This window comes from Anaerococcus sp. mt242 (assembly GCF_016798225.1).
Lineage (GTDB): Bacteria > Bacillota > Clostridia > Tissierellales > Peptoniphilaceae > Anaerococcus.
On record NZ_JAEUYX010000036.1, the window covers coordinates 1 to 2,998 of the forward strand.

A 2,998-nucleotide genomic window follows, 5' to 3' on the forward strand; every position below is an offset into this window, starting at 1 on the left:
GCGTGTGACCTTTATCCGTAACAATATGCCACCTATCATAGCTGATAGGGATAAGGATTTAGGAGAGGTGACTAATAGCCTAGAGTATAGTTGGTCTGCAACAGATCCTGAAAAAGATAAGATGACTACGGTGGTTTATCTTGATGATAGGATAATTAAGGATAGGTTTACCCTAGCTGAGGGGGTTAATCAGACTATAAAGATAGATGGTGAGGCTATGCAAAAACTATCCCGTGGTAAGCATACTATAAGGATAGTGGTTGATGATGATAAGGGTTTTAGCTCTACTAGGACTTTGACCTTTACAAGAGTAGTAAATAGGCTAGTCATGAAACTTGCAGGAAATGGGATAGAGACTGACGGATTAGCTAAACGTGTGCTAGTATCTACTGCTGGTATCCACGTGGCTAAGGGGGCTGATGTCAAGTATGAGGTGTGCAATAACTCCTTTGATGATAGTCCTACTTGGGAAGATGCTACTGCTATGACTCTAAATAACAGGGCCTTTAACTTTACTAATAAGAATAAGACTGCAGCAAAGGCTGGGGTTGATATAAGGGTTACTATTAGCCGTGGAGATGCTAAGGGTCAGTCATATATAAGTGCGATAGGAGGGTCTTTTGATTAAGGTATTTAATAAAAAACCAATCGGCGAAATCAATGAATTAAGAGAAAAGGGGCTATACAACGCCCCTTTTAGTGTGCAAGAAAATGCCAATCCCACAAAGATTGAGACTCCAGATACAAAAGCTTTGGAGGATAAAATTCAAAAGCTGGAGGGCAAGATTACAGAGCTTGAAAGCAAAGACAATGCTACAGATCCTTACGATGACAGTGAACTTTTGAAAAAAATAGAAGAACTTGAAGCAAAGCTAGCAGAATCTGAGCAAACCGTGGCTGACTATGCGTCTAAGACTGAGAGTCAAGCTAAGACCATAGAAGATCTAAATGCAGACCTTGATGCACTTGTAGGAGGGATAGATGAGTAGACGTGATAAACTTAAAAAACTAAGACAAAATATTGATGCTACTACTAATGATGTAGCGGATATCAAAAAGGCTACACAAAGGCTTGTAATGGCTAGTGATATATCTGCTAGTGACTATGCTGAAATTATCGCTATATACGATAAGTGGGAAGCTGATAAAGACTATAAAAAAGGGGATATAGTGAAGTATTACAATGTGCTTTACGAGGTTATCCAAGACCACACAAGTCAAGCGGATTGGAAACCTAATGCTACGCCCGCTCTATTTAAGACTACTACTGCTAAAGAGACCATAGATGGGGTTGAGATAATCCCAGATTTTAAACAACCTACAGGTGGCCATGATTCCTATAAAAAAGGGGATAAAGTCAAGTTTGAGGACAAGGTATATGAGTCTGTGATTGATAACAACGCTTATAGTCCGTCTGCTTATCCTGCTGGTTGGAAGGTGGTTGATTAATGGCTACTGGTGTAATACAAGGGCGCTTCACGTTTCAGTATGGCACATCTAAAGAGTGGGAGCAAAGCAATCTTATACTACTACGTGGCGAGCCCGCTTTTGAGTCTGATACTACTAAGCTAAAATTTGGTGATGGTAGGTCTTTGTATAAGGACTTGCCTTATGTGTCAGTAGGTAATCTTAAAATCACTGACTTTACAGAGGAACAACAAAAAATGATACAAGGCCCACCTGGACCAAAAGGTGAGCCTCTTACTTATGATGATTTGACTGCTGACCAAAGGCTTGACCTTAAAGGAGAGCCTGGAAAAGATGCCGAACCTTTGACCATAGAATTTTCCGCTATAAACGAGGACGGGAATACAATTGTGAAATTTTCTGATGGTAGTGAGATAGAAATTCCTAAAGGTGACAAAGGCGATCAAGGCAACGTCACTACTTATAGTGCAGGCAACGGCTTAGTTTTAGAAGGTACGACTTTTAGTGTTAGTGATGATGTGGCCTTTAAAGACGATATACCTAAAAAGATTGATTTAACAACCGAGCAAAAAGAAGCATTAAAAACTGAAATAGTGCCTCAATATATAGGTGGAGATGGGATAAAAATTAAAGACAACGTTATTAGCCAAGAGCCGTATCTACCTCCTGGCAAAGGTATTTTAAAGCTGTGGAATAAGTACCACACAGAAGAACACATAATTGGGGATGAAGTTGAAGCTGAATTTAGAGGAGCGGGGAGCATTAGTGCTAGGTATGAATTTATACAATTGCCAAGCACCGTAAAAATAATTAGGGCTAGAGCTTTAGGAGGACAACCCCTTGAATATGTATATATACCCGATAGTGTTATAGAAGTGGAGGCTGGAGCTCTTAGTAGAGCAAAATTAATATCTATAAACAAAAGTACTAAATATGACGCTGAAACTTTTAAAGATGCCGAAGTCATTGTAAGAAGTTAGGAGGTGATCCTGTGGAGGCCACACAAACAATCGCAGACTACGGAGTAGCTATAGGGATAACAATCATTGTTGTTAGCCTACTAGCTACTTTTTTTTATAAGCATTTGCAAAGATTGGATAAGAAATTTGATGATGAACGAGAAGAAAAGAAATACGAGCGAGAACAAAGAGCTAGACACGACGAACTAATGCTGGAAGCTGAGAAAGATAAGCTGGAAGCTGAAAAAGAGACAAGAAAAACATATCTAAGTATGACTGAGGAGTTAAAAAAAACTACTCAAATGCAAGCGGAAATCCTTGCTAATCAATCAAACGAGCTTAAAAGCTACAGTGACAGCATTAACGGCAACACTAAAGCTATAGCAGATCACAACAAAAACTTTGTAAAGCATATAAAGTACACAGATGATCGTTTTGACTGTGTAGATAGTCAGTTAGTAAGCATAGCTGGCATGCTTGATGAGGTTAGGCAAAGTACCAAGGATTTAGCCACAAAGGCAGATTTAGAAAAAGTAAAGAGTGGACTTGATGAGTATATCAGGTCTAAGAAGTAATTTGAATTGAAAATTGGACAAATTATGATATAATTT

4 protein-coding genes and 1 pseudogene are annotated in these 2,998 nt (G+C 38.9%); all 5 read left to right on the forward strand.

Annotation, left to right across the window (positions count from 1 at the left end):
* A pseudogene (locus JNO63_RS08535) lies at positions 1 to 628 on the forward strand (hypothetical protein); the annotation flags it as partial.
* On the forward strand, positions 621 to 989 hold the full coding sequence (locus tag JNO63_RS08540) for a hypothetical protein (RefSeq protein ID WP_203128512.1): 369 nt from the start codon (positions 621 to 623) through the stop codon (positions 987 to 989). The pseudogene JNO63_RS08535 and the gene JNO63_RS08540, both read left to right, overlap by 8 nt.
* A complete protein-coding gene (locus JNO63_RS08545) occupies positions 982 to 1,449 on the forward strand; it encodes a carbohydrate-binding protein (protein ID WP_203128513.1) in 468 nt (155 codons plus the stop codon). The genes JNO63_RS08540 and JNO63_RS08545 overlap by 8 nt, the downstream gene beginning before the upstream one ends.
* Positions 1,449 to 2,408 carry a hypothetical protein gene (locus JNO63_RS08550; RefSeq protein ID WP_203128514.1) on the forward strand — a complete coding sequence of 320 codons (960 nt, stop codon included), beginning with the start codon at positions 1,449 to 1,451 and terminating at the stop codon, positions 2,406 to 2,408. Before JNO63_RS08545 ends, JNO63_RS08550 begins: the two co-directional genes overlap by 1 nt.
* A gap of 11 nt (positions 2,409 to 2,419) precedes the next feature.
* Entirely contained in the window at positions 2,420 to 2,962 is a 543-nt protein-coding gene (locus JNO63_RS08555; RefSeq protein ID WP_203128515.1) for a hypothetical protein, read from the forward strand.
* Positions 2,963 to 2,998 lie beyond the last annotated feature (36 nt).

What these genes read in the sequence shown, in the direction of transcription:
- JNO63_RS08545 (WP_203128513.1), top strand. Translation starts at nt 982, where the DNA reads ATGAGTAGACGTGATAAACTTAAAAAACTAAGACAAAATATTGATGCT.
- JNO63_RS08550 (WP_203128514.1), top strand. Translation starts at nt 1,449, where the DNA reads ATGGCTACTGGTGTAATACAAGGGCGCTTCACGTTTCAGTATGGCACA.